Consider the following 24,576-nt stretch of genomic DNA (forward strand, 5'->3'; position numbering starts at 1 on the left):
GACATACAATATCAATAGATAAGCATAGGAGGAATAAACATGATCATCGGCATTCCGAAAGAAATTAAGAACAATGAAAACCGAGTGGCTTTAACACCAGGAGCAGCTTCTCAATTGCTTTCAGCTGGACATCAGATTTTAATTGAAACAAACGCTGGTTTTGGAAGCGGATTCACTGATGACGATTATGTATCTGTTGGTGCAGAGATTCTTGATCAGGCGAAAGATGTATGGGCATCTTCTGATATGATCATGAAAGTAAAAGAACCATTACCTGAGGAATATCCTTATTTCAGAGAAGGACTCATCTTATTTACGTACCTGCATCTAGCCGCAGAGCCCTCCTTGGCTGAAGCATTAAAACAAAAAGGCGTTACAGCCATTGCTTACGAAACAGTAACGGACGGAAAAACACTCCCTCTTCTCACACCAATGTCTGAAGTAGCAGGCAGAATGGCTGCTCAAATTGGGGCACAATTTTTAGAAAAACCAAAAGGCGGAAAGGGTATTTTACTTGCAGGTGTACCAGGGGTATCAAGAGGAAAGGTCACCATTATTGGCGGCGGTGTTGTTGGAACAAACGCAGCGAAAATGGCGATCGGACTTGGCGCAGATGTCACCCTGATTGATGTAAACGCAGAACGGCTGCGTCAGCTGGACGACCAATTTGGCCATCAAATGAAAACGTTAATGTCCAATCCTGTCAACATTGCAGATTCAGTCAGTGAGGCAGACCTTCTTATTTGTGCGGTGCTGATTCCTGGTGCCAAAGCACCGACGCTTGTGACAGAAGAAATGGTCAAACAAATGAAGCCTGGTTCTGTCATTGTGGATGTAGCGATTGATCAAGGCGGCATTGTCGAAACCATTGATCATATCACAACCCATGATCAGCCTACTTATGAAAAACACGGCATATTACATTATGCTGTCGCCAACATGCCAGGCGCCGTTCCGCGGACATCAACTGTTGCGTTAACGAACGTCACTGTTCCATATGCGCTGCAAATTGCGAATAAAGGCGCTGCAAAAGCTATTAGAGAAAACAATGCCATCGCAGAAGGTGTCAATGTGATGAACGGACATATCACGTACGAAGCGGTCGCTCGTGATCTCGGCTATGATTACGTACCTGTCAGCAAAGCCATCGATGCCACTTTTATAACCGAAGCTTAATCAGCTACCCGCCCTATTGATGGGCGGGTTTTATTGTTAACCTAAAATAAAAATAAGTTGACAAATATCCTTCTTCCCCTTAATCTATTTGTACAGATAAGACAGGGGGAAACATCATGCAAAAGAAGACAAGAACTGCTGACTTTGTGCTAGTGGGAATGTTTGCTGCACTCATGGCTATCGGAGCCAATATCACATCCATTGTGCCATTTTTACAGGTCGGCGGAATTCCACTTACGATGCAGCCGTTTTTTTGTGTGCTTGCTGGTCTCTTACTCGGCAGACGGCTTGGCGCATTAGCTATGATTGTCTATGCCTTGGTTGGAATTGCTGGTGCACCTGTATTCGCCCAGTTCTCTGCGGGCTTTGGGGTCATTTTAGGCAAAAGCGGTGGCTTTGTATTATCGTACATCCCTGCTGCCTGGCTTGCTGGATTCATTCTAGAGAAAAGAAAAAATCCTGGCTTTGGCCGCTTTTTGCTTGCAGCCATTGCTGGTACGACCGTGATGTATGTGATCGGAACCACCTATACATACCTCGCATTAAATGTATGGCTCAATGCACCGATTTCCTATCAAACCACGTGGTTCTTTATGATCTGGTTTATGGTAAAAGACTATGCATTGACCATATTACTTGCGATGCTGGCACCTAAAATTTATCGCTCTGTTTCCAAAGCCACATCCTTTCGAAAACAAGAAGCTGTATCATAGAAAAAAGAGCCTGTCTTCATTCAGGCTCTTTTTTCATCATTACTCAGCATATTGGTCTATGATTTCTTCTAGCATTCCTTCAAGCACTTCTATATCTTCAAGATCTGATGGACTGAAGCGGTAGCGTACAAGCTGTTCTCCATCATTATACATCTCCTCAAGCCAGCCTCTCAGGCCTCTTGCTCTACGGTCGACTTCGAAAACAATGTCTAATCCGCCTTCATCTATCAGAAAAATCAGCTCTAACTCATCAAGCATATAGCGATAGTAGTCTGATGTCGGTATGAACTCGAATTCTTGGACGAATGGCAGGCGCCGCTGGAAGTAAGGTGCCTGTTCACAGTCTGCTTCGTTCAGGTGGAAGCCTAGATTTCTAGTGGCTTCCAGCACATTTTTCACCCAAGGATGAGCTTCAACGAAAATGCGGTCATAGTCAGATTTATCGATTCCGCCTTGGATATCAAGGTCTGTCTCTACTGCAATTTCTACTTTTCCAATCGTCATCGGGGTATCAATAGGAAGAATAAATGAAAACGGAAATTCATGCTTTTCTCCAGGCTGGATGGTAAAAGAATCCGTTACCCGTAAAGTATAGATGTTCGCATATTTTCTACGCTCTTCATCATCTTTCACAATCACATACTGTGTTTCAATCTTGACATTGATATAGCGTATTTCCTGAGCGACTTTACCGCCCTTTACATGGACAGTTCCCGTTACTTCTTGTCCTGGATAATAAGCGTTTTTCTCTAAAATAGTATCTACCTTTGCCGCACCAATTCCTGCACTTGCCGCTAGCTTTTTAAAAAATGACATGTCCCATCTTCCCCTTTTCATTTTTATCAGCATATATACGTAAGATAGAGGAAGAAAGATTCATTTAATTCATACTTTTGTCCTAATTATTTTTTCATCTGCGAACAACAAAAAAGCTTATAGAAAAAACATCATCGTTTTCTCTACAAGCTTTTCATCTTACAGAATAATGGCCGCCAGCCAGCCGAACAGAACAAGCGGAATATTATAATAGATAAAAGTCGGGACACAAGTTCCCCAAATGTGGTGATGCTGTCCATCCATATTCAATCCAGATGTTGGTCCAAGCGTACTGTCACTTGCAGGTGAACCTGCATCTCCAACAGCCGCAGCAGAGCCAATAATGGCAATGGTAGCCATTGGACTAAAACCTAAGTGTAAGCAAAGTGGAACAAAGATGGTTGTAATAATCGGAATCGTTGCAAATGATGATCCGATCCCCATTGTCACAACCAGGCCAACGAGCAGCATTAAAATCGCTGCAAGGCTGTGGCTATTGCCAATATATTGGGAAGATGCTTTGACAAGAGCTTCAATGTCTCCTGTTTTTGTTAAAACATTGGCAAATCCAGCGGCAACAAGCATGACAAAACCGATAAATGCCATCATATTCATTCCAGATGTAATCAGTTCATCTGCTTCATCGCGTTTCATCATTCCAGTCACAAACAAGACAAGCAGTCCTGAGAGTGCACCGAAGATCATTCCTTCCACACCAAGGCTTTGCGATAAATAAAGCTGGACAATCAACGAAACGAGAATAGCAAGACCGGCAAAGAATAAGCTTTTTTTGGTATAAGCCGATTTTTCTACATCTGTAATTTCACGATCCTCATATACTTTCGGCTTTCGATACACAAAAATGGAAACGATCAATCCAAGAACCATACCCGCAACAGGAATCAGCATCGCATACGGAATATCTGCAAGGTCTACGGTCAGACCCGCTTCCTTCATATTGTCACGAAGCATTCCGTGGAAAATCTGTCCAAAACCGACTGGAAGTAATATATATGGTGCAGTGAGTCCGAAGGTCATGACACACGCTAGCAGTCTGCGGTCAATCTGAAGCTCGTTAAACACCTTTAATAACGGCGGAATTAAGACTGGGATAAAGGCAATATGAACAGGAACGACGTTCTGTGAAAAACAAGACACGATCAAAATGACAAGAACGATGAGCACTTTTGATAGTGTTTTCCGTCTTGAATCGCCTTCTTTTCCTAGAAGCTTCACTGCTCCTTCAACCATGGCATCTGGAAGACCTGTTTTCGTCAGTGCCGCAGCAAATGCCCCTAATAACGCATAACTAATCGCCACTGTTGCATTTCCTCCGAGTCCGTCCGTAAAGGCGTCCACTGTTCCTCCTAAGCCTAATCCACCTGCAAGTCCGCCAGCTAAAGCACCTATTGCCAGCGCAATCACGACATTGACCCGCAGCAAGCTTAATATCAACATTAAAACAACCGCTAAAACAACTGCATTCATGGTGAAACCTCCGAAATCCTTTAGTTTACTAATGTAGTAGATAATTAAAGTACCAACGTATGTTACCATAGAAAAAAAACTTCGTCAAATGGCGTATGTCCTACATAAAAAAGCTCTGCCACTTGGCAGAGCTTTCTCCTTTATTTTGTTCCTTCAAATCGTTCCACAAATGTTGCGAGTGATCTCACCATTACTCCTGTTGCCCCTGTTGGTCCAAAGCATGAAGGTTTTTCTGTTGTTGCAGTTCCTGCAATATCTAAATGAACCCAAGGCGTATCCTCTGCGAATTCTCCAATGAAAGCACCTGCCATAATCGCATGACCATCACGGCCTGGTGAGTTATTGAGATCCGCCATTTTGCTGTTTCGTACTCGTTTCTTATCTTTTTCCGTGATGGGCAGCTGCCAGATCATTTCACCGCATTCTTCTGATGCTTCTTTAAACTGAGCGTACAGCTCATCGTTATTGGTCATCGCGCCTGTTGTCTCATTTCCAAGCGCCACAATGACACCCCCTGTTAATGTGGCCACATCTACAAGGACAGAGGCACCGTGCTGCTTCGCATATGTCACCCCATCTGCTAAAACAAGACGGCCTTCTGCATCCGTATTAAGCACTTCGATTGTTTTACCGCTCAGTGACACGATGACATCATCCGGCTTCATAGCGTCTGCTGAAATCATATTATCGGTTGAGGCAATGACCGCAATGACATTTTGCTCTGGACGAAGTTCTCCGATGATTTCCATTGCGCCTAGAACAGAGGCTGAGCCGCCCATATCTGTTTTCATGCCAACCATACTCGCTCTTGGCTTTAAAGAATAGCCGCCGGTATCATACGTGATGCCTTTACCGACAAGACCGATGACGTCTGTCCATTCTTCCTTGCCTTGATATTTCAATACGATGAGTTTTGGCGGTTCTGTTGAGCCTCTATTGACGGCTAAAATACCGCCCATTCCGAGCTCTTCCATTTGTTCTTTATCTAAAATTTCAATCTCAAATTCGTATTTATATGCAAGCTCTGCCGCATACGAAGCCAGATCAGAGGATGTGAGCATATTCGGCGGCATATTCACAAGGGTACGGGCCGAATTGACTGACTGTCCGTACACTTCGCCGACTTTCAAACTCGCCTGAATTTCAGCTGTATCATGATCCGTCGTAGCATAAACAAACTCGATGAAGCGATCCGGTTCATTTGTTTTATGTTTAAAATCCTGTAATTCATATGTAGCTAAAAGGCAGCTTTCAGAAAGGGCATGGGCCGCATCTTGAGCAGGAAGATCCTTTCCAATAAACGTATCCAGCAAGACAGAAACCGCTTGCTTTTTATCTTGATGAAGCTTTTTGAATAAATGGGCAAACACTTCTTTTGCCTCTTCAAACGTGTAATCTGATTCCTTCCCAAGCCCGACAAAATAAATGCGTTTGATGCCTGTTTCAGGGGATGGGAAAAACTTCGTAAGCTGATTTCGTTTGGAAGAAATGTCGCCTTCTTTTAATAATTCAGTGATTCTTCCTTCAAGTAATTCATCCATTTCTTTTGCTTTTCCTGATAATTGGCTCTTTTGAAAAAGTCCGATCGCCAGTGTATCTTTATGCTGCAATTCATTTGTCGAGAAAAACATATTTATCACACGCTCCTTAATGAACTCCATTTTTCACATTGGAACTTCTATTATATCAAAATTTGCGTGCCTATACGATCATTGCCAGGCTGTCTTTACTTGATGAACATTTATATTTTCACACGCGGAAGGGCATCATGAAAAAGCGGCGAAACCTGAGCAGCCTGTCCGTGTTCTCCTCATTCCACATCTACTTTCTTTAATGTTATAATGAACATGGACTTGGCAGCTTTTTTTACTGCTATCATTTTTTCATCATACTAGGATTTTTAGTCCACCATTTCGCACGATATTTTTTCTTAAAGAGAGGATGTTTCTTGTTCATGAGCGTACTGACGAATTTTCCGCTGCTTGCCAGCCTTGCAGCCATCTTTTTTGCTCAATTTGTAAAAGTACCGATTCAATTTATCATTTCTAGACGACTAGATTGGTCGCTCATTACAAGCACAGGCGGAATGCCAAGTTCACACTCCGCAGCAGTAACAGCACTCTCAACAGCAGTGGCTTTAGAGCACGGGCTAGATACATCTATCTTTGCCATTTCCGCCATCTTTGCCATTATTACGATGTTTGATGCGACAGGCGTTCGCAGACAGGCAGGAGAACAGGCGACTGTTCTCAACAAGCTCGTAACAGATTTTAACCGATTTGTTTCCGAAGCAAAGAATTTCCCAAATGCGGAAGAAAAAGAAAAGCAAAAGAAATTAAAAGAGCTTCTTGGTCATAAGCCGATTGAAGTCTTCTTCGGCGGCTTAACAGGGATCTTGCTGACACTCATCTTAGATTATTACTTCATGTAGAAGCGAAAAAGCTTTGGACCTTAAACGGCCCAAAGCTTTTTTATTCTTTATTGGCTTGAAACTGCTGACGGAATACTTGCATCGATTCTGCTTCATTAAGCTGATTTAAGTCTTTTTCCGTTAACGTCCCTTCACCCTTTTTGATGATATACACATCGAGCACTTTTTTACCCCATTCTCTATACACATCATCAACGGTTTCATAGTATAAATCAAGCTTATGACCTTTAATGGCTTTGCCGGTATCTGCAACCACACCGTAGCCATAGTTTGGGATAAACAGCACCGTTCCAATTGGAAAAACAGATGGATCGGCTGCCACTGTTGAGTATAAATCACGTTTCACTTTGACGCCTGAATATGTAATGCCATATGCATGATGTTCCTTCGTTTTGCCTGTTGATTCCACACCTGCTGTATAGCCGGTTGCAACAACTTTCTGTTTCGGGTAATCGTTCCAATTAAACGCTTCTTCGAGAGAAACAGCCCGCGAATCTTCACTTTTGAGTGCCATCGTTTCCCTTTTTTGCTGCTGAAAAAAAGAAGATACTTGCTTGCCCGCATCGGTCTCTTTCACCCATACAGCTAAATCACTTGGTTCGACTCCAGATATGCCCATAAAGCTTGTCAAAAGTGCAAGCATGAATAGGGCGGTCATGAACAATCGTTTCATCCATGTTTTCATCTCTATTTGTCACTCCTCTACCCATCTATTTGTTTCCAAACAAAATGGAAACTATGCAAAGGAGAAACAAAAAAACCCACTTGCGTGTCCACAAGTGAGTTAAAACATTTGATACCCTCTTTTTCGTAGTGCATTAATGACAAAACCTGATGTGATTGCACCGATCAGGCCGCTTAATAAGATGATGATATCTGCCGCAGCGAGTGAGACAATCCGGTCTCCTATTCCTGAAAAAGCGGTGCCAGGCTCTCTTACATAAGCGATCATCTTTTGATTGTTGATAATGAAAAGGCATACAATTGGATATAAAATAGCCATAATCCATGACATTCTCAGCAGCATATTGAGCAAAAAACCAATGCCGAAGAATAACACGAAAAATAAAATAACTGAAATGATAACGACTGGTAAACTGATCACTTCATCTCCACCCCCAAATATCCCATCATTAGTTTAACTTGGAAATAGAGATGAAGTCAATCAATGGAAAAAGCAGATCGATTAACGCTTCTTTCCTGTCCCTTTACATTCCTCACACGTTTCAGATCCGCCGAGCAATAGCTGAAAATACCCTTTTCCTGAACAATATTGACAGGTTGATGTTTTTTCCTTTGTTTGTGCATTCATATTGCTCACTCCTTAATCTAAATTTTCTGATAATTCATCATAACATATTTTGCCGTCAATGACCAAGTGAGAAAATATACCACAACTTATAAAAAAACGTGTATCACGAGGATACACGTTTTTGTCTATGATGGTTTAGAAGAACTTGAATTTTCCTTTTTTCAGAACAAGTCCTGGTCCGCCAACCATGAATAAAGAACGGTTGTCGATGATTTTCTTCATTGCAGAAGCTTTTGTTCCTTGAAGTTTTTTACCAAACGCAACACCTACAGCGTCGTGTTCACCAAGAGAAGCAACTGTTCCTTTGATGTCTGGCTTAAAGCTTTCAAGAGAACCGCCTTTTACTAGTGCTGCAAGGTTTTTCGCTACTGTCTCACCTTGCTGCATAGCGATTTGTGCAGTTGGTGGGTATGGACGGTTGATTTCTTCATTGATAATCAATGAACAGTCACCAATGATGAAGACATCATCATTTTCTGGTACACGAAGATCTGGAGAAACTTTTACGCGGCCGCGCATGTTTTCAAAACCAGCTTCTTCAACGATTGGGTTACCGCGTACACCTGCTGCCCAAACAACAGTTGCAGCTTTGATTTCTTCTGTATCATCGTCTTTTCCAACAATGATCCCCTCAGGCGTACATTCTTTGATCGCTGTACCAATTTTGAACTCAACACCTTTACCTTGAAGGTAGTTCATCGCATAGTCGATCAATTCTGGATCGAATCCAGGAAGAGCTGTTGGCGCAGCTTCTACACAGATGATACGCACGTCTTTTTGATCAATGTCATACTCTTTGCAAAGCTCAGGCACACGGTTTCCAAGCTCACCAAGGAACTCAATACCTGTGAATCCTGCGCCGCCGACAACGATTGTCAAACGCTCTGGACGTTTTTCAGCATCCGTATTATACGTTGCAAATTGAAGCTCAATGTGCTCACGAAGCTGACGAGCAGAGTTAATGTTAGAGATTGAGAATGCGTATTCTTTCAGTCCTGCAATACCAAATGTTTCAGGAACAGCACCAAGTGCAACAACAAGGTAGTCATAAGAAAGTTCGCCATCTGATGTCACAACTTTCTTTGCTTCCTTATCAATGCTTTCAACTGTTGCTTGTACAAAGTTGACACGGGAACTGTTAATCACATCTTTGATTTGATAACGACAGCGGTCATGATGAAGTGTACCTGCACTTGCTTCATGAAGCCATGTTGTTTCGTAATGATAATTATGCTTGTTCACAAGAGTAATGTCCGCATCATTTGTGCCAAGCTGTTTTGTTAATCTTGTTACAGTCATTAATCCGCCATAACCTGCACCTAATACAACGATTTTCGGTTTATTCACTGGAATCACATCCACCTTTTTTAAATTTGCTGTAAAACGGATAAAGAATTACATATCGTTATTCTCAACCGCTTTGCGGCATTTTATGAAATTTAAACAAAAAAATAAGTATGTGAAAATCTGAACTTTCACCTACATAAAACGAAAGCATTTGACCGTATCCGACAAAAATTCATAAAAAATTAATATTTAGTTCCCTTAACAATAATAGCGAGTTCTGCTCCAATTTTCAAGGCTTTAAACTGAAAATCCTTATGATAAACGGTCTTTCTCACTTTTTCCTCCTTTTCAAAGCTTCAGCATCAAAAAACGACAAGTTTTTCAAAACAAGTCAAACGACGATATGTGGTATGATATGATATAGTGATAACAATTTTCATTTGGGAGGATTAAAGGAATGCAAGAAGATTCTAAGGTATATGACATTACCGTTATCGGGGGCGGCCCAGTTGGATTGTTTACTGCGTTTTACGGAGGCATGAGACAGGCAAGTGTGAAAATCATTGAAAGCCTTCCTCAGCTCGGCGGTCAACTATCCGCTCTTTACCCTGAAAAATATATTTATGATGTGGCTGGATTTCCAAAAATCCGCGCACAAGAATTAGTTGATAACTTAAAGGAACAAATGGATAAATTTGATCAAACCATTTGCTTAGAGCAGGCAGTTGAAACGGTTGAAAAGCAAGCAGATGGGATCTTTAAACTTGTGACAAATCAAGAGATTCATTATTCTAAAACAATTATCATCACAGCTGGTAACGGTGCATTCCAACCGAGAAAGCTTGAGCTAGATGCAGCAGAATCATTTGAAGGAAGCAACCTGCATTACTTCATTAATGACTTGAACCAATTTGCCGGCAGACGTGTGGCCGTTCTTGGCGGCGGAGACTCTGCGGTGGACTGGGCACTTATGCTTGAACCAATCGCAAAAGAAGTATCCATTATTCACCGCCGCGATAAATTCCGCGCGCATGAGCACAGTGTAGAAACCCTGCACAACTCGAAAGTCAATGTACTGACACCATTTGTACCAACTGAGCTCATTGGTGAAGACCGCATTGAACAAATCGTGCTCGAAGAAGTCAAAGGCGACAAAAAACAAGTGCTTGATGTGGACGACGTGATCGTCAACTTCGGTTTTGTTTCCTCCCTTGGACCAATCAAACAATGGGGCCTTGAAATCGAAAAGAACTCCATCGTGGTGAAATCTACAATGGAAACAAACATTGAAGGCTTCTATGCGGCAGGAGACATCTGTACGTATGAAGGAAAAGTCAAATTGATTGCAAGCGGATTTGGTGAAGCACCAACTGCTGTCAACAATGCGAAAGCTTACATGGACCCGAAAGCCCGTGTACAGCCTCTCCATTCCACAAGCTTATTTGAAAACAAATAAGAGCGGATCAAAAAAGGAGTTCCCACTCGCGGAACTCCTTTTTCGTTTATTTAAAAATCCCAATATAGGCATTTGCCATTCCAAGTACCATTGCAGCAAGCAGCACCACAACAATTCCTGCCACAACCAAAATCACCCGATCCTTCACACGTTCCTTTTTCGGAAGCGGCTTCTCAATCCCGCAAGATGGACACGTTTTGGAACGATACGGAATCAGTTCATGACAGTTCCTGCAATTGATTTGTTCACTCAAACCTCAGCAACCTCTTTTCTCACTACAGTTTATGTTTGGTTCTCATGATACTCTTTTCGAGTGGAAATAGCCAGTTGTTCGGGCCAGCTGTAACAAAATTGAGCGATTTGCGAAAAAACATAGCTCCTTGAATTCACTGCTTCAAACAAGATCAACAATGATATAAATTTTTAAAAAGATGATTGACCCTAACGCAACGTCATATTTTATAGTGGATATCAAGAGAGGTGAATTGAAATGAAAGTAAAAGAAGTAGCTGAATTATTTGGTATTAGCATTCGTACACTTCATCATTACGACAAGATTGGTTTATTGACCCCAAGTGAAGTCACAGAAAATCGTTATCGACTTTATTCAGAAGAAAACCTTGAAACATTGCAGCAAATACTATTTTTCAGGGAACTTGGATTTCCATTGAAGGAAATTCACAAAATGATGCACAATCCTTCATTTAACAAGAAAGAAGCATTTATGCTACAAAGAAAAATGTTAATAGAGAAACGAAATAATCTCGATAAAATGATCGGAAATATTGATAAAACGCTACAGCATTTAACGGGAGAAACTCAATACACCTATAAAGAAAGGTTTGAGAATATGAATATGAAATTTAGTCAATATGAAGAAGAAGCTCGTCACCGTTGGGGACATCAAGCTGTTGATGAAGTCAGCTCAAAACTAAATCATTTGTCTAAAGATGAACAAATTGAATTATCCGATAGCTGGGATAGTATATTTAACAAGCTAGCCTCTCTTCGCAGCCATTCCCCTAAATCCAAAGAGGTGCAAATCGTCATCAAACTATGGTACGACTTTTTAAACGAAAACTTCAGTTATTACTCTCTTGATGCTTTTTACGGTTTAGGCCAACTCTATATTCAAGATGAACGTTTCACAAAGAATATAGATCTTTATGGTGAGGGCTTGGCATCATTTATGAGCGAAGCGATGAAAGTCTTTACTACTCTTCATAAAAGAGGGGACAGCTTTGAAAATGATGATTGAGAATACAATCGATTAATACGAAACGTTATTCTCAACCAAACACAATCAAGAGCATTTTTTCCGACACACCATAATGAAACCTTTTGAAAAGATGTGGAAGATGAACAGAGGAAATACTAAGAAACTGCGAGCTTTTTTCTAATTAAATATCTTTATAAAGAGGACGTGCTGAGTGATGAAGTCATGTCCTTTTTTTGCATCTTTAAAAACAACACAAAAAACCTCCTCAAGAAAATGATTAATATGAGGAGGTCTTCATTATACAAATGGTTTTACAGAATGAATCGTTTTAACCCTTAACACTCTTCCGGCGTACCGGTATTCGTCGCTGTTCTGAAAGAAGAACCGCATCCGCATGACGCGATGGCGTTCGGATTGTCGATGGTGAAACCGCCGCCCATGAGTGATTGTTTGAAATCAATGATGGTTCCGTTCATGATATCAAGGCTTTCGGAATCGACAAGGACATTGATGCCGTGCTGTTCGAACTGCGTGTCTTTCTCTGAAACTTCATGGTCAAAGCCCATGCCGTATGAGAGACCGCTGCAGCCGCCGCCTTTTACGCCCACTCGAAGGAACGCATTTTCTTCTTCATGTTCTTTCATCATATCTTTAATCTGCAGTGCAGCAGCTTCTGTAATGGTTACTGGTGTACTCATGATCATCCCTCCTTTTGACTGGATGTTTCTTTTCAATTATAAACGTGATGATGCCTTTTCTCAAATAAATGGTTTAGAGATAAAATGTGCCGTCACAAATCGTTTCAGCAGGTCCTGTCATGAGCACGTGGTCATTGTCTTTCCAACGAATGATGAGGTCTCCGCCTGCTAAATGAACGGTCATGTCTGTTTCTTTTTTTGCCTGACCATTCATAATTGTGGATACAGCCGCAGCACAGGCCCCAGTTCCGCAGGCCTGGGTAATTCCTGAACCTCTTTCCCACACGCGAAAATGAAGTTCTGTTTCACTGACAACTTCAACAAATTCTACATTGACGCCTTCTGGGAACATGTCGTGTTTTTCGATGATCGGCCCAAGTGTATGAAGCGGCGCTTTTTCAATGTCCTCTAAATAAAAAACGATGTGCGGGTTTCCCATCGAAACGGCCGTTCCATTTAATTTCGCAGTGCCAAAATCAAGTGGCTCATTAACCGTTGTGCTAGCCGGTTCACCAAGCATCGGCATTGCTTCTTTTTCAAAACGTGGTTTTCCCATATCTACTGTGACTAGCTGAACGTGACCATCCTGAGCGTGAACGGTCGCTTCAACGAGTCCTGACAATGTCTCAATCTGGAACGTTGAGTCCGTCACAATTTGATGCTCATACACATACTTTGCAACGCAGCGCAGCCCATTACCGCAGTTCTTGCCCTCTGATCCATCATTGTTGAAAATGCGCATCTTCACAGGTGCAACATCTGATGGGCAAATCAGGATCATCCCGTCAGAACCGATTCCTGTATAAACAGAAGAAACGCGAATCGCTATCTCTGATAGCTGCTCTTCTGGGAGCTGTTCCTTCATCTGATTGACGTAAATATAATTATTTCCTAATCCGTGCATTTTCGTGAATTGAAATGATGTCATGAGCTTCCTCCAAAAATGTTGTTTCTTTATAGTATAAAAGGAGTCGATTCAGGAGACAATCTTATCATCCCCCGTTTTTCATACATAGAAGCTCTTTGCTGCCATGGCAAAGGGCTTTTATTATGCATATGCCTCTTTTTCTCTCGTGTGATGCTTCATATTGATGATATTTTATTAGCATAACATATTGGATGCGCTTTCTATTGATTCTCCTTAAAAATGGAAGCTGAAAATGTGAAAAAAATGCACCTCATGACCCATGTGGTGCATTTAAAACATGTCGTTTTCCTCTATAAATGCATAAATACGCTCGACTAGCTGCTCTGCATTTTCTCCTGAAACAAATTCTCCATTCACAAGTGCAAATGGGGAGTCCATACATTTGCCGCAATAGCTTAAACAGCCGTATTCCATTACGTCTAGGTTTGGGTCTTTTTCAAGCTTCTCTTTTGCTTCTTGAGACCCTTGTGCAAGATTACTTACACAAAATTCGATCAGTGGAAACACTGTGCTTCACCTCACATTGCCTTACCATCCTACCGAAATTCCTTGTATTAGTCAAAATATGAGCTTCGCCTATATCGTTACGCCTATTCCTCATAAAATGTTTTACTATTTAGGACTAACTGATGAATATGTAGGTTATTTTGAAACAATTATTGTGGTTTCACAGTAAATTCGATATAATTTTATTTGGTATTTTAACTTAAAGTTTTTTAGTATAAGTGTTTTTCAATGTCTACGGGGAAAAGGAGAATCGTCATGAAAAATTTAGTCTTGATCGGCGGAGGTTACGGGAATATGCGGGTTCTCCACCGCTTATTGCCAAATCAATTACCTGATGATGTCACTATCACATTAATTGATCGAAATCCTTACCACTGTTTAAAAACAGAATATTATGCACTTGCTGCTGGAACGATCTCTGATCATCACATTCGAGTATCTTTTCCAGAGCATCCGAAGCTGGATATTCAATACGGGGAAGTAGAAAAAATTGATATTGAAAACAAACAGATCTTATTCAGCGACCGTGAACCGATCCCGTATGATGATACGGTGATTGGACTCGGCTGCGAGGACAAGTATCATAATGTCCCTGGTGCGAAAGAACATACATACAGCATTCAAACCATTGATCAGTCAAGACATGCGTATAACAAATTAAACAATTTGAGCGCAGGTGCAACGGTTGGCATCGTCGGTGCTGGACTTAGCGGGGTAGAGCTGGCCAGTGAACTAAGAGAAAGCCGTGCTGATTTAAACATTATTCTTTTTGACCGCGGAGAGCTGATTCTATCAAGCTTCCCAAAAAGATTAAGTTTGTATGTGCAAAAGTGGTTTGAAGAAAATGACGTAAAGATCATTAACTGTGCCAATATTACAAAGGTTGAAGAAGGTCTTGTTTATAACCATGATAACGCGATTGAAGCTGATGTCATCGTCTGGACAGCAGGAATACAGCCAAGCAAAGTGGTGCGAGAGATGGATGTTGAAAAAGACGCACAAGGCCGCGTCGTATTAACTCCTCATCACAATCTCCCTGGGGATGAGCATGTATATGTTGTAGGTGACTGCGCAAGTCTGCCTCATGCCCCAAGTGCACAGCTTGCTGAGGCGCAGGCAGAACAAATTGTCCAATCTCTGCAAAAACGCTGGAAAAATGAGCCGCTTCCTGAGGCTTATCCACAGTTTAAGCTAAAAGGTGTTTTAGGTTCTTTAGGGAAAAAAGCCGGCTTTGGCTTAGTGGCTGATCGTCCACTTGTTGGACGGGTGCCAAGACTCCTGAAATCTGGACTCCTTTGGATGTACAAGCATCACAATGGCTAAAATCATGTGAATTTTTTCTCAAAGCTCCTTCGTGACGAGGGAGCTTTTTTCTATGAAACGGCATGTGCCGATGAGTTGGTCCATTTGATCGGAGCAAGAGCAAGAATGCAGTCTTTACGAAAGGTTCTCATCGTTTTCTTCGATAAACAATACGCTTGGATAAGCTGATCCGTTTGACGGTGTACAATGATTTTTCTCTTTGTGCAGTCTCCATTTTTCTTCATATAAATCATCTCAATCGGTATTTGCTGATGAAGAGATTGTTTTAGTAAATAATTCATGATGCTCACACTCCTTTCATTTCATTATAAACGAACAAACGTTCTTTTTCAACCCGAAAAGGAACACTTGTTCGTTTATATTTCTCAAAAAAAGAACAGCTTATTCACTGCTCTCCTTGTACCCGTACTTCTCCATTTCTTGATAAATGTCTTTTAATTTCGGATTGCCCTCTCCAACGATTTGATCCTCTACTAAAACAAGCGGATAAAAGAATTCATCATCAAGAATTCGTTCAGACAATTCCTTTTGTTGTTCATTTTCTGGCGGGTGCTCAATATCAATATATGTGATGCGAAATGGCTGATTCGGATATTTTCGTTTTAATGCTGCATCTAACCATTCAAACGTATCTTTTGAAGAAGGCAGATTCACGCAGCTAGCGCACAAGACATCTCTTCCATATACATAAAGATCGACGGTTTTGTTCATTTGACAAGCCCCCTATTCTTTCTTCATTTTAGCTGAATTTTATGGATGAAAAAAGTCAAAATCACTTTTTGTTTCAAGATGAGATTGTGCTATAATGAGAAGGAAACTTTGAAACCAATCAATAGATTTTTATCGTCCAGATGAATATAATGGTGATATGTTGTGAAAGGAGCGATTATATCTAATGACTGAAGTCGAAATGAAAGACCAAGTACAGGAAGTACTGGACAAACTTCGTCCATTTCTATTACGTGATGGTGGAGACTGTGAGCTTGTAGACATTGAAGATGGCATTGTAAAATTACGTCTTCTTGGTGCATGCGGCAGCTGCCCAAGTTCAACCATTACATTGAAAGCCGGTATTGAGCGCGCATTATTAGAAGAAGTGCCTGGCGTTGTAGAAGTTGAACAGGTTTTCTAATTCATATATGACATGAAAACGACCCGATTTGGGTCGTTTTTTTCATGATTGATAAAGGCTTTAGCCTCAGCGTGATATGAAAACCCTTGAAGTCTAGGAAGGACGAGTACTGGCGCGGAGCGAATTTTCTATTCGTGAGCACCAGCACGCAGGACTGACACCGAATGCGAGGGTTTGTCAGCACGCTGAAGCGGCCCGATTTGGGTCGTTTTTTATTCGGCTAGCTTTTCTCTAAACCATTCCTTTATAAAAGTCAGTCTTTGAATACGCTGCCCCGGGTGGCCGCTTCTGGATAGATCATGAGATGCCTTCGGAAATTTGACCAATCTTGTGTCTTTCCCAAGCTCCTTCAAGGCCACAAAAAGCTGCTCTGCTTGATCAACTGGGCAGCGATAATCTTCATCACTGTGCAAGATGAGCAGCGGCGTGTTCATCTGCTTCACATATTTTAGCGGCGAACGATCCCATAGCTTATCGACAGAGTCATAAATATCCCCATCAATCTGCCACCTTGTAAAGAAATAACCGATATCACTGATACCGTAAAAGCTAATCCAGTTTGAAATGGAGCGCTGTGTGACAGCTGCGCGAAAGCGGTCGGTCTGTCCGACAATCCAGTTGGTCATAAAACCGCCATAGCTGCCGCCTGTCACGCCAAGTCTTGTCTCATCAAGGAAATCATAGGCTGTGAGCACATGATCAACAGCCTGCATGACATCGTCATAATCAACGTCACCATAGTTTCCTCTCACACGTTCGGTAAACATCTGTCCATACCCATGACTGCCGTGCGGGTTGATATACACGATGGCATAGCCTTCAGAAGCGAGCATTTGAAATTCATGAAAATACGTATGACCATACATCGCATGCGGTCCGCCATGAACCTCTAGAATGAGCGGATATTTCTTTCCCTCTTCCATGTTGGAAGGCTTCATAAACCAGCCATGCACCTCGTCGCCATCTTTTGACTGAAAAGAAAATGGTTCAGGTTCGGATACGATATGCTCCTTTAGAAAATCATGATGCTCGAATGTGATTTGCTTTAGTTCTGCCTCCCCTAATGTCAGCTCATACAGCTCGCTTGGTGAAACAGGTGTAAGCCGGCTGAGCAGCAGTTTGGATTCATCTGGATGAAGGCTGAAATTGGTGATATGTTCCGCCTCTAGTCGAACAGGATAGGCTAAACCTTCAATAGAGAAATAATAAATCCCTGTGCTGCCTTGATCAGAAACAAGCGCATAAAACCCTTGGCTGTCCTTTGTCCACTGCGGAAGCTGATAGACCTCTCCCATCACGCTATCTCCTGCCATACAGTTCCCAACATACATATCGAGCATTTCTGACAGTTGAACCGCCTTTTCTTCCTTCAGATCATACAGCCATATTGATGGGAAGGTGGCATTTTGAAATTCGCGCTCATGTCCAATATACAAAAGACTCTCTCCATTTGGAGAAAAAGATACGGTGGAATAAGCGCCGTTTGCTTGTGTGATCTTTTTTGTCTGACCATCTTCTAATGACAGAAGACACACGTCACTTATGTAAGGTATCTGCGGATTTAATTGAATAAAGGCAAGCCATTTGCCGCAAGGAGAAACCGTATGATTCATATGATGAACCTGCTCACTCGTAACAGGCTCTATCTCTCCTGAATCGATATCCACCTTCACGATCTGCGTGACACGTCCATCTAAAAAGCCTCTTCCATCTGCTTTATAGGTCAAATCATCATATACCGCTGGAGCAAAGTCATCTTGCTCTTCCTTTTTTTCATCATGAACAGATTCTGATTGTTTCAATGACACAGCCGTATAAAGAAAAGCGCCGTCTGGGGAAAAAACAGGATGAGATACTCCGTAAGGAATCGTCGTTAAGGTTCGCACGCCGCCTCCTTCGCTCTTCATGAGCGCCAGCTGAGGGACTTCCTTTGGCTTTTGTAAAATAAAAGCAAGCTGCCTGCCGTCTTTTGACCAAACTGGCTGATGATGCTTTCCATCCTCAAATGTCCATTGTGCCAGCTCCTCTGTCTCTTCATCTCGAACCCATAAGTGGATGTTGTAATCGTCTTTTTTCTCATTCACAGTGACTTTTGTAAAGACTGCCTTTTTTCCATCTGGTGAATAAACTTGATGGGAAACAGAAACAATCTTCGTTAAATCTTCTGCCGTCATCAATTTCTTCATGAACGTATCTCCCCCTTTTATGCTTAAAAAATAGTTCGATCCTCTAAATAATAATCCCTGCTTCTTCCCATAAAAACAAGCATAAAAAAGAACGTGCAGATTCACAGCACGTTCTCAGATTGTTGAAAAAGGGCTAAAATGATCTTTATTTTAGCTCTTTTTCTTCTTTTCAGCGTGACCTGAAAACCTTTGCAGTCTAGGAAGAACAGCTACTTTTGCGGAGCGAATTTAACATTCGTGAGCACCAGCGCGCAGGACTGACAAAGAATGCGAGGGTTTGTCTACACGCTGGGAACATGCAGATTCACAGCACGTTCTTTACTTGATTAACAGGATGATGCTGCACGACAACACCTTCTACTGGCACCGTCAGTAAATCGACTTCACAATGCGGGAAATTTTGGGCTAGCTGCTCTTTCAGCGCTTCTCCCTTCCCTTTTTCCACTAGGGTGAGGATCGTCGGCCCAGCGCCGCTCAAAGCCGTTCCATACGCTCCTTTTAGAGAAGCGACATGCTCTACCTTCGACAGCTCTGGCACGAGCATTGTGCGGTAAGGCTGATGAAATAAATCCTTATTCATCATTTCTCCAACAAGCGGCCAGTTTTGCGTCATTAAGGCGGCTACAAGGACGTTGCTCACAGCACTCGCACTGACAGCATGTTTATAGGAGAAATCCTCTGGCAGGACATCACGGGCATCCTTTGTGAGCACTTCATAAAAAGGAATCACCACGACGACATCTACATCCACATGCTGCACTTTAACGGCATGTGTTTTGTCTTCTTCATGGAGACCAATCAGTAAACCACCAAATAAAGAGGCACCCGCATTATCTGGATGACCTTCTACCTCACTTGCATAAAAGAGCTTCTGATCATCTGTCATGTTTAATTCAAGAAGCTGATTGGAGAGTTCAATGGCGGCCACGATGGCAGCAGCACTGCTGCCAAGCCCCCGTGCCAATGGAATATCACTCCACACTTTGACATAAACAGGCGGGAGTGTTTTTCCAAAGTCATCTGCGACCTTTTTGGCTGTTTGGTAAATCAGGTTGTCGGTGCCTGTTGGAATCCCAGACACGACATCTGTTTCTGCTTCAAACAGCCAGCTATCATGGTCATAGACCGATAGCTTTAAATAGCGGCTGAGCGCCATTCCAACTGAATCAAAGCCTGGTCCTAAATTGGCAGTGCTTCCCGGTACTGTGATTGAAAAAAGCATGGAGGCTTCACTCATACGCGTGCGGCCTTTTCTAAGTGTTCAAGAATTTGATCTTCATCTGCATCAAGTGTGACCGGCTTGATTTGTGAAATATCGATAGCCGTATTTGGATCTTTCAGTCCGTTGCCTGTTAGTACTGCAACAACTTTACTGCCTGGCTTGATTTCTCCAGATTTCACCTGCTTTAACACGCCTGCAATCGACGCACATGAGCCCGGCTCTGCAAACACACCTTCCTCACGTGCAATCAATTGATATGCATGAAGAATTTCTTCATCAGTTACTTCATCAATCTTACCGTTTGATTCATCCGCGGCTGCCACAGCTTGTTTCCAGCTCGCTGGATTTCCGATACGGATTGCCGTTGCCACTGTTTCTGGCTGCTCAATCACTTCATTTCGAACGATTGCCGCTGCACCTTCTGCTTCAAAACCACGCATGACAGGCAGTCCAGTTCCTTTTTTCTCGTGATATTCCTTGAAGCCTTTCCAGTAGGCCGTGATGTTCCCGGCATTTCCGACAGGAATTGCCAGTACGTCCGGGGCAGAGCCTAGCTGCTCACAGATTTCAAATGCTGCTGTCTTTTGTCCTTCAATTCGATAAGGATTGACCGAATTAACAAGGGCAATCGATGCTTTTTCACAGATGCTGCGGACGATTTTCAGTGCATCATCAAAGTTGCCGTCAATGGCAATGATCTCTGCTCCGTACATGACCGCCTGTGCAAGCTTACCGAAGGCAATTTTCCCGTCAGGAATGATGACAATACATTTCATATCCGCACGGGCTGCATAAGCCGCTGCTGCTGCAGAGGTATTCCCTGTTGAAGCGCACATGATTGTATCGTTGCCTTCTTCTTTAGCCTTTGCAACAGCCATGACCATTCCTCGATCCTTGAAAGAACCTGTTGGATTGACGCCTTCTGTTTTCACATGAAGCTCGATTCCCAGCTTTTCTGAAAGCTTGGCGAGATGGATCAGCGGTGTATTCCCTTCATTTAATGTTAGTTTAGGTGTAGATTCGTTTACTGGTAAGAATTCTTGAAATTCTTCAATGAGTCCATTCCATTTCATCAGCTTAAACCGTTCCCTTCTACTCGGTACGTGCTCTTCACTTGAACCACCACGTCGAGGTCGTTTAATTTTTGCAGGATATTTGAGAAATCTTCTTCTGAGGTCTGATGTGTAATAATCACAATTTCAGCCAGCTCATCATGTCCTTTCACAGGAAGCTGAAGGATCTTTTCAAAGCTGATGCCTCTTTCAGAAAAAATAGATGTAATGCGGGAGAATGCCCCGACTTGATCTCTAACATGAATTCTTAAAAATTGCTGAGCAAATATTTCTGATGAGGATTTGATCTTCTTCTCAAACTGCGGTGCGATAAATCCGCTTCCGTTCACGCCAAGGCGCATGTTTTTCATCACTGCCACTAAGTCTGATACAACAGCTGTTGCTGTTGGCAAACTTCCTGCTCCAGGTCCGTAAAACATCGTTTCTCCTACAGCACTTCCGTAGACATACACAGCATTGAATTCATTGTTGACGGATGATAATGGATGATGATCAGGAAGTAAGGTTGGCTGAACGCTGACCTCCACTTTCTCTCCGTCTCTCTGAGCAATTCCAATCAGCTTCATTGTATAGCCAAACCGCTTACTGAAATTAATATCCTCATCAGAGATATCAGAAATACCTTTCACCTTTACGTCCTCTAAATCTACATTCATAGAAAAGCCGAGTCTTGCAAGAATCGCCATTTTCCTTGCTGCATCCAGTCCTTCTACATCGGCTGTCGGGTCTGCTTCTGCAAAGCCTAGATCCTGTGCTTCTTTTAAGACATCCTCATATGCGCTTTTATCGACATTCATTTTCGTTAAAATAAAATTCGTTGTACCGTTCACAATCCCCATCATCTTCGTGATTCGGTCAGAGGCCAGCCCTTCCTCCAGCGTACGCAGAATCGGAATTCCTCCGGCGACACTTGCTTCATAATAAAGATCACAGCCATTTTCTTTCGCTACATGTAAAAGCTCCGTACCGTAAAGCGCCATTAAATCTTTATTGGCTGTAATGACATGCTTCTTCTCATTCAACGCATCTATTAAATATTGTTTAGTCTCTTCAATGCCGCCCATCACTTCAATGATGACGTCGACCTCTGGATCTCTAATCACATCGTATACTTCAGTTGTGAAGACCTCTCTTGCGACATCCACATCTCTTTTTTTATCGGGATTGCTCACAAGCACTTTTTGTATTAATATCGGACAGCCGATTTGGTGCATTAATTTATCCTGATGGTCTTGGATAATTTTTACGACACCGCTTCCCACTGTTCCTAATCCTAATAGCCCAACTCGAATTGCCTTCACCTGAAATTCCACCTTTCTCCGTAAATGTCCTCTCTAAAAAGACATTTGTTAACCTTACACAGACATTCAATGTACACACATTATAAAGGGGTATCCTCATTTTGACAAGGTAATAAAATAAGAGATTGTCAGAATGAAACCGCTTAACAGCTATTTACATCAAGATTCTATATTTTCAAAATATTTTTGTCAGAAAAGCTCCCGAACACCGGGAAGCCTTATATTATGAACGAACCGGCGTTTTGGCTGGCTCGTCTTGTAAGACAAGCGCAATATTTTCAGCACATAAACGCATCATCGTTTTTCTCGTTTCGACACTAGCACTTCCAATATGAGGGAGGACTGTGACGTTACGTAATGTCGTTAACGGATGAGACGGACTGACAGGTTCCTCTCTAAATACATCCAGACCAGCGCCGGCAATTTTTCCTGTTGTGACAGCCTCGTATAAAGCATCCTCATCCACAGTCTGTCCTCTTGATACGTTAATGAAATAAGCAGAGTTCTTCATCAGATCAAATGCTTTTTCATTAAACATGTCTTTCGTTTCCGGAGTTAACGGCGTCAGACAAACGATGAAATCAGACTGCTTGAGCAGTTCCTCAAAAGCCGCATAGGTCACACCAAGCTGCGCTTCTGCCTCGGGTTTTCTGGAACGATTATGATAAAGGACATTCATATTAAAGCCTTTGGCCCGCTTGGCTAGTGCTGTTCCAATGCTGCCCATTCCGACAATCCCGAGTGTTTTGTGATGAACATCAGCACCGGCAAGAAGAAGCGGCCCCCAGCCTGTCCAGTTTCCATCCTTAATCCAATCACTCGCCTCGACAATGCGTCTAGCTGATGCCATCAGAAGGGCAAAGGCTAAATCAGCCGTCGATTCTGTTAAGACGTCTGGTGTATGACATACGGTGATTCCGTGCTTTTTGGCTGCTTCAAGATCAATATTGTCATAGCCAACAGCAAGGTTTGCGACCACCTTGATATTTGGAGCCTTTGATAAAAGCGGCTCATCTATTTGATCTGACAGCATGGTGAGAAGCGCATCCGCTTTAGCAGATTGTGTTTCTAACTCTTCTCTTGGACACGGCTCATCCTCGCTTGGCCACATCTCAACATGAGCGACTTCTTTTAATGGTGTAAGTGATGCTTCATCCAGTTTTCTTGTGATATAGACGTAAGGTTTCGTCAAGAAGAACACTCCTTTTATCGATTTCTTTAAGCATAACGAAAAACGCCTCAAGAGAAAAGAGACGTTTCGTCTGTTCACTGAAACTTCAAATCAGCTGCAGGCTGAATCCAGCCAACAGCCGGAATGGGGCTCCCGCCGCTTCGCATGGCACTCATTTCTTGAAAGACCTTCAGAAAGTATTCATAACGATTGGCATCATTTAAGACGTAATCTAACCGCTCTTCATAATATGACTTTTCATTTTCTCCAGACATGTAGTAGCCTTCTACAATTTCAAAGTAATGAAGCGGAAACAGCAGGCGGCTGTATAACAAACGCTTTGAAAAGGAGGAAAGAGGTGTCACCTCCTCATATTGCTGAAGAAAGGAAAAGCCTTCTTCAATTAAATCTTCCTTATGCTGTACAAAGGTTTCTCTTAAGTATTCAGCAATATCACGGGTTGGATGATCAAAGACCCAATCCACAGGTAAACGAAGCGGCTGCTCATGCGGCCATGTCATACGTGAAAAGCGCTGATGACAGACAGTGCCTGAGTCACCTTCTTTCGGTTCATCATCAAGCTCAGTATCGACTAAATATTGAATGGCATTCTCCGTTAATCCAAGATAATACGGAAACGATTCAATGAATTTTTGTTCAAACCGTTCCAGCGGTTTTTGATGCATTTGCTGCATCCAAAAGCCTTCGAGCTGATCTAATCGTTTTGCCCATAATTCCTTCCAGGCACCGACACGTTTTGTTTCGGATACTTCATATGGAAATCCTCTTCCCCTGACATGGAAGGCTGCCAGCTCTGACGCTTGCTGAAACGAGCGGCTTGAGAGCGGAGGCGCTGCTTTTAATAAAGCATACCGCTCCTTCCCATGAGTAAAGGTGGGTTTCTCTTCATTTGTTAATTCGAACACAGCGACGTATGGGTCTCCAGCATTCAGTAAATACTGACTGATATGATACAACTCTGAGAGTTCTTCTTCTCGCAAATGAGACACAGGAACAATGAGGAAGAAAGCCTCCGCCGTTTGAAAGCTCTGATAACTGCCATATGGCGTAAATTGACGAACATCAATACCAAATGTGTGATAGATGGTTTCTTTCATGTTTTCACCTGCGTTCCTA

General features: G+C 42.4%; 25 protein-coding genes and 1 pseudogene. 7 read left to right on the plus strand and 19 right to left on the minus strand.

Annotated features, from left to right (window positions below; all coding sequences use genetic code 11):
- Positions 1–39 precede the first annotated feature (39 nt).
- Together ald and BAE31_RS06940 are read left to right on the plus strand one after the other, a co-directional pair.
- On the plus strand, positions 40–1,176 hold the full coding sequence (gene ald, locus BAE31_RS06935) for an alanine dehydrogenase (protein WP_076839928.1): 1,137 nt from the start codon (positions 40–42) through the stop codon (positions 1,174–1,176).
- 116 nt (positions 1,177–1,292) lie between these two features.
- The gene (locus BAE31_RS06940) at positions 1,293–1,889 is read left to right on the plus strand and encodes a biotin transporter BioY (RefSeq protein ID WP_034282595.1); all 597 of its coding nucleotides are present in this window, start codon (positions 1,293–1,295) and stop codon (positions 1,887–1,889) included.
- Between the two features lie 39 nt (positions 1,890–1,928).
- On the opposite strand, the gene BAE31_RS06945 is transcribed toward BAE31_RS06940, so the two are convergent.
- The 3 genes from BAE31_RS06945 to BAE31_RS06955 all read right to left on the minus strand — a co-directional run bounded on the left by BAE31_RS06945 (position 1,929) and on the right by BAE31_RS06955 (position 5,824).
- Complete coding sequence (locus BAE31_RS06945; protein WP_041107645.1) at positions 1,929–2,705, minus strand: sporulation protein; 777 nt, start codon at positions 2,703–2,705, stop codon at positions 1,929–1,931.
- A 159-nt stretch (positions 2,706–2,864) separates the two neighbouring features.
- On the minus strand, positions 2,865–4,193 hold the full coding sequence (locus BAE31_RS06950; RefSeq protein WP_041107647.1) for a Na+/H+ antiporter family protein: 1,329 nt from the start codon (positions 4,191–4,193) through the stop codon (positions 2,865–2,867).
- A 140-nt stretch (positions 4,194–4,333) separates the two neighbouring features.
- Complete coding sequence (locus BAE31_RS06955) at positions 4,334–5,824, minus strand: leucyl aminopeptidase (RefSeq protein WP_076839930.1); 1,491 nt, start codon at positions 5,822–5,824, stop codon at positions 4,334–4,336.
- A 323-nt stretch (positions 5,825–6,147) separates the two neighbouring features.
- Here BAE31_RS06955 and BAE31_RS06960 point away from each other — a divergent pair, with 323 nt between their 5' ends.
- Positions 6,148–6,624 (plus strand): divergent PAP2 family protein, encoded by a 477-nt coding sequence (locus BAE31_RS06960; protein ID WP_024423347.1) that lies wholly within the window; start codon positions 6,148–6,150, stop codon positions 6,622–6,624.
- A 40-nt stretch (positions 6,625–6,664) separates the two neighbouring features.
- Here the strand turns inward: BAE31_RS06960 and BAE31_RS06965 are convergent, their stop codons facing one another.
- The 4 genes from BAE31_RS06965 to BAE31_RS06975 form a co-directional block, all read right to left on the minus strand.
- Positions 6,665–7,309, minus strand: a complete 645-nt coding sequence (locus tag BAE31_RS06965; protein WP_076839931.1) for a 3D domain-containing protein — start codon at positions 7,307–7,309, stop codon at positions 6,665–6,667.
- Positions 7,310–7,408: 99 nt separating this feature from the next.
- Positions 7,409–7,729, minus strand: coding sequence for a YuiB family protein (locus tag BAE31_RS06970; RefSeq protein WP_024423349.1), 321 nt, complete (start codon positions 7,727–7,729; stop codon positions 7,409–7,411).
- Between the two features lie 81 nt (positions 7,730–7,810).
- A complete protein-coding gene (locus tag BAE31_RS19615; RefSeq protein WP_157840088.1) occupies positions 7,811–7,936 on the minus strand; it encodes a YuiA family protein in 126 nt (41 codons plus the stop codon).
- A gap of 135 nt (positions 7,937–8,071) precedes the next feature.
- Positions 8,072–9,289, minus strand: coding sequence for an NAD(P)/FAD-dependent oxidoreductase (locus BAE31_RS06975; protein WP_024423350.1), 1,218 nt, complete (start codon positions 9,287–9,289; stop codon positions 8,072–8,074).
- 391 nt (positions 9,290–9,680) lie between these two features.
- Here BAE31_RS06975 and yumC point away from each other — a divergent pair, with 391 nt between their 5' ends.
- Positions 9,681–10,679 carry a ferredoxin--NADP reductase 2 gene (gene yumC, locus BAE31_RS06980; protein ID WP_076839933.1) on the plus strand — a complete coding sequence of 333 codons (999 nt, stop codon included), beginning with the start codon at positions 9,681–9,683 and terminating at the stop codon, positions 10,677–10,679.
- Positions 10,680–10,725: 46 nt separating this feature from the next.
- Here yumC and BAE31_RS06985 read toward each other — a convergent pair whose 3' ends face one another.
- The gene (locus tag BAE31_RS06985; RefSeq protein ID WP_024425965.1) at positions 10,726–10,932 is read right to left on the minus strand and encodes a hypothetical protein; all 207 of its coding nucleotides are present in this window, start codon (positions 10,930–10,932) and stop codon (positions 10,726–10,728) included.
- Between the two features lie 237 nt (positions 10,933–11,169).
- Between BAE31_RS06985 and BAE31_RS06990 the strand changes: the two genes are divergently transcribed.
- On the plus strand, positions 11,170–11,937 hold the full coding sequence (locus tag BAE31_RS06990; RefSeq protein WP_170871277.1) for a MerR family transcriptional regulator: 768 nt from the start codon (positions 11,170–11,172) through the stop codon (positions 11,935–11,937).
- Positions 11,938–12,233: 296 nt separating this feature from the next.
- Here the strand turns inward: BAE31_RS06990 and BAE31_RS06995 are convergent, their stop codons facing one another.
- The 3 genes from BAE31_RS06995 to BAE31_RS07005 form a co-directional block, all read right to left on the minus strand.
- Positions 12,234–12,596, minus strand: coding sequence for a HesB/IscA family protein (locus tag BAE31_RS06995; RefSeq protein ID WP_024423354.1), 363 nt, complete (start codon positions 12,594–12,596; stop codon positions 12,234–12,236).
- Between the two features lie 73 nt (positions 12,597–12,669).
- Positions 12,670–13,524, minus strand: coding sequence for a diaminopimelate epimerase (dapF, locus tag BAE31_RS07000; protein WP_076839936.1), 855 nt, complete (start codon positions 13,522–13,524; stop codon positions 12,670–12,672).
- Positions 13,525–13,794: 270 nt separating this feature from the next.
- Positions 13,795–14,031 carry a YuzB family protein gene (locus BAE31_RS07005; RefSeq protein WP_008346813.1) on the minus strand — a complete coding sequence of 79 codons (237 nt, stop codon included), beginning with the start codon at positions 14,029–14,031 and terminating at the stop codon, positions 13,795–13,797.
- Between the two features lie 255 nt (positions 14,032–14,286).
- On the opposite strand from BAE31_RS07005, the gene BAE31_RS07010 reads away from it, so the two are divergent.
- Positions 14,287–15,354 (plus strand): NAD(P)/FAD-dependent oxidoreductase, encoded by a 1,068-nt coding sequence (locus tag BAE31_RS07010; RefSeq protein WP_041107658.1) that lies wholly within the window; start codon positions 14,287–14,289, stop codon positions 15,352–15,354.
- Between the two features lie 50 nt (positions 15,355–15,404).
- On the opposite strand, the gene BAE31_RS07015 is transcribed toward BAE31_RS07010, so the two are convergent.
- A complete protein-coding gene (locus tag BAE31_RS07015) occupies positions 15,405–15,635 on the minus strand; it encodes a WYL domain-containing protein (RefSeq protein ID WP_041107660.1) in 231 nt (76 codons plus the stop codon).
- A gap of 100 nt (positions 15,636–15,735) precedes the next feature.
- A complete protein-coding gene (locus BAE31_RS07020) occupies positions 15,736–16,065 on the minus strand; it encodes a YuzD family protein (protein ID WP_034282615.1) in 330 nt (109 codons plus the stop codon).
- Between the two features lie 121 nt (positions 16,066–16,186).
- Here BAE31_RS07020 and BAE31_RS07025 point away from each other — a divergent pair.
- Positions 16,187–16,486: pseudogene (locus tag BAE31_RS07025) on the plus strand (NifU family protein).
- Between the two features lie 212 nt (positions 16,487–16,698).
- Here the strand turns inward: BAE31_RS07025 and BAE31_RS07030 are convergent.
- The 6 genes from BAE31_RS07030 to yutH form a co-directional block, all read right to left on the minus strand.
- A complete protein-coding gene (locus BAE31_RS07030; RefSeq protein ID WP_076839938.1) occupies positions 16,699–18,672 on the minus strand; it encodes a S9 family peptidase in 1,974 nt (657 codons plus the stop codon).
- Positions 18,673–18,976: 304 nt separating this feature from the next.
- Positions 18,977–19,909 carry a homoserine kinase gene (gene thrB, locus BAE31_RS07035; RefSeq protein WP_076839939.1) on the minus strand — a complete coding sequence of 311 codons (933 nt, stop codon included), beginning with the start codon at positions 19,907–19,909 and terminating at the stop codon, positions 18,977–18,979.
- Positions 19,906–20,967 (minus strand): threonine synthase, encoded by a 1,062-nt coding sequence (thrC, locus tag BAE31_RS07040; protein ID WP_076839941.1) that lies wholly within the window; start codon positions 20,965–20,967, stop codon positions 19,906–19,908. The genes thrB and thrC overlap by 4 nt, the downstream gene beginning before the upstream one ends.
- Complete coding sequence (locus BAE31_RS07045) at positions 20,967–22,268, minus strand: homoserine dehydrogenase (protein WP_076839942.1); 1,302 nt, start codon at positions 22,266–22,268, stop codon at positions 20,967–20,969. The genes thrC and BAE31_RS07045 overlap by 1 nt, the downstream gene beginning before the upstream one ends.
- A gap of 223 nt (positions 22,269–22,491) precedes the next feature.
- Positions 22,492–23,460: a 2-hydroxyacid dehydrogenase gene (locus BAE31_RS07050; RefSeq protein ID WP_076839944.1), complete on the minus strand. Its 969-nt coding sequence runs from the start codon at positions 23,458–23,460 to the stop codon at positions 22,492–22,494.
- A 74-nt stretch (positions 23,461–23,534) separates the two neighbouring features.
- Complete coding sequence (gene yutH, locus BAE31_RS07055) at positions 23,535–24,557, minus strand: spore coat putative kinase YutH (RefSeq protein WP_076839947.1); 1,023 nt, start codon at positions 24,555–24,557, stop codon at positions 23,535–23,537.
- Positions 24,558–24,576: the final 19 nt, after the last annotated feature.

It is taken from the genome of Bacillus sp. I-2 (assembly GCF_001974945.1).
GTDB lineage: Bacteria > Bacillota > Bacilli > Bacillales > Bacillaceae > Bacillus > Bacillus safensis.

Bases quoted from the DNA above. Each gene is read 5' to 3' on its own strand.
- BAE31_RS19615 (WP_157840088.1), bottom strand. From the start codon at position 7,936: ATGAATGCACAAACAAAGGAAAAAACATCAACCTGTCAATATTGTTCA.
- thrC (WP_076839941.1), bottom strand. From the start codon at position 20,967: ATGAAATGGAATGGACTCATTGAAGAATTTCAAGAATTCTTACCAGTA.
- BAE31_RS06945 (WP_041107645.1), bottom strand. From the start codon at position 2,705: ATGTCATTTTTTAAAAAGCTAGCGGCAAGTGCAGGAATTGGTGCGGCA.
- thrB (WP_076839939.1), bottom strand. From the start codon at position 19,909: ATGAGTGAAGCCTCCATGCTTTTTTCAATCACAGTACCGGGAAGCACT.
- BAE31_RS07030 (WP_076839938.1), bottom strand. From the start codon at position 18,672: ATGAAGAAATTGATGACGGCAGAAGATTTAACGAAGATTGTTTCTGTT.
- BAE31_RS07015 (WP_041107660.1), bottom strand. From the start codon at position 15,635: ATGAATTATTTACTAAAACAATCTCTTCATCAGCAAATACCGATTGAG.
- BAE31_RS06940 (WP_034282595.1), top strand. From the start codon at position 1,293: ATGCAAAAGAAGACAAGAACTGCTGACTTTGTGCTAGTGGGAATGTTT.
- BAE31_RS07020 (WP_034282615.1), bottom strand. From the start codon at position 16,065: ATGAACAAAACCGTCGATCTTTATGTATATGGAAGAGATGTCTTGTGC.
- BAE31_RS06960 (WP_024423347.1), top strand. From the start codon at position 6,148: ATGAGCGTACTGACGAATTTTCCGCTGCTTGCCAGCCTTGCAGCCATC.
- BAE31_RS06955 (WP_076839930.1), bottom strand. From the start codon at position 5,824: ATGTTTTTCTCGACAAATGAATTGCAGCATAAAGATACACTGGCGATC.
- dapF (WP_076839936.1), bottom strand. From the start codon at position 13,524: ATGACATCATTTCAATTCACGAAAATGCACGGATTAGGAAATAATTAT.
- BAE31_RS06990 (WP_170871277.1), top strand. From the start codon at position 11,170: ATGAAAGTAAAAGAAGTAGCTGAATTATTTGGTATTAGCATTCGTACA.
- yumC (WP_076839933.1), top strand. From the start codon at position 9,681: ATGCAAGAAGATTCTAAGGTATATGACATTACCGTTATCGGGGGCGGC.
- BAE31_RS06950 (WP_041107647.1), bottom strand. From the start codon at position 4,193: ATGAATGCAGTTGTTTTAGCGGTTGTTTTAATGTTGATATTAAGCTTG.
- yutH (WP_076839947.1), bottom strand. From the start codon at position 24,557: ATGAAAGAAACCATCTATCACACATTTGGTATTGATGTTCGTCAATTT.
- BAE31_RS06995 (WP_024423354.1), bottom strand. From the start codon at position 12,596: ATGAGTACACCAGTAACCATTACAGAAGCTGCTGCACTGCAGATTAAA.
- ald (WP_076839928.1), top strand. From the start codon at position 40: ATGATCATCGGCATTCCGAAAGAAATTAAGAACAATGAAAACCGAGTG.
- BAE31_RS06965 (WP_076839931.1), bottom strand. From the start codon at position 7,309: ATGAAAACATGGATGAAACGATTGTTCATGACCGCCCTATTCATGCTT.
- BAE31_RS07010 (WP_041107658.1), top strand. From the start codon at position 14,287: ATGAAAAATTTAGTCTTGATCGGCGGAGGTTACGGGAATATGCGGGTT.